Genomic DNA, 955 nt, shown 5'->3' on the forward strand with positions numbered 1-955 from the left:
CCCCGCCCCTCCCGCCCGCTGCCGCGACCGGGCCGTCCGCGGCCGCCGGCGGCTTCTCCTACGCCGAGGGATCGGTGACCGCCGCATGCGATGCGGGCCGGGCCCTGCTGCTGTCGTGGACGCCCGCTCCCGGCCACGGCGTCGAGGAGGTCGAGCGCGGCCCGGCCCCGGCGGTGTCGGTGGTCTTCGAGTCCGACGACCGCACCACCACGGTGACCGTGACGTGCCCGTCCGGGACGCCCGCCGCCGAGGTCCGCTCCGCCGCCGAGCACGACGACTGACCGCGCCGGAACGGACCCCCGGCGGAGGGCCGGGGCGCGTTTCAGGCGCCCAGGGCGTGCGGGCTCACGGAGCAGGAGCCGCCGTCGGGGTGCCACCGGGGCCGACGGCGTGACGGTCGCCGGGGAGGTCGCCGTGGGCGTCGCCTCCGGAGGGACCGTCGGAGTCGCGGTCGGCATCGCCGTGGGCGTCGCGCTCGGAGCCGGCACCGGGGGCTGCGGCGGCGTGGGGCAGGGCGCGGGAGTCCGCCACTTGACCGCGCCGGGCGGCCACTGCCGCTGGTACCACCAGCCGCGCCGGTTCTTCTTGGCCGGCCGCGACAGGTCGTAGACGTAGGCGGCCGTGGCCGACTCCCCTTCACGCGTCGCGGTCAGGACCACCCAGTCGCCCTGGCGGACCGGGCGGTCGCCGCGCCTGCCCGCGACGACGCGGGTGTCGTCGGTGAGCGCGTACACCTGCTCGAAGCCGTCCGCGCTGCGCACCGCGAGCGAATCATCGGCCACGGCGGTCACCTGCCCCGTCTGGGCGAAGACCGTCGTGAACACGCACGGGTCCTCCGTGCCCACCAGGAACTCGCCGTGCATCGCACCGGCGAACTCCAGCGGATGTACGGCAGGCAGCGCGGGCACGGTCGCCGGCGCGGGGCGGCAGGGGGGTCCCGGGGGGCGGTCGGGCT

Annotated in this window: 2 protein-coding genes and 1 pseudogene; all 3 read left to right on the forward strand. The window is 77.7% G+C overall.

Features of this window, described 5'->3' with window-relative positions; genetic code table 11:
• Positions 1-281, forward strand: a pseudogene (locus tag ACWJ6R_RS37060) (hypothetical protein); the annotation flags it as partial.
• Positions 282-390: 109 nt separating this feature from the next.
• On the forward strand, positions 391-609 hold the full coding sequence (locus ACWJ6R_RS37065; RefSeq protein WP_449066658.1) for a hypothetical protein: 219 nt from the start codon (positions 391-393) through the stop codon (positions 607-609).
• 12 nt (positions 610-621) lie between these two features.
• Positions 622-955: hypothetical protein (locus ACWJ6R_RS37070; protein ID WP_449066659.1), on the forward strand; the 334-nt coding region annotated here is incomplete at its 3' end.

Source organism: Planomonospora algeriensis (genome assembly GCF_977012225.1).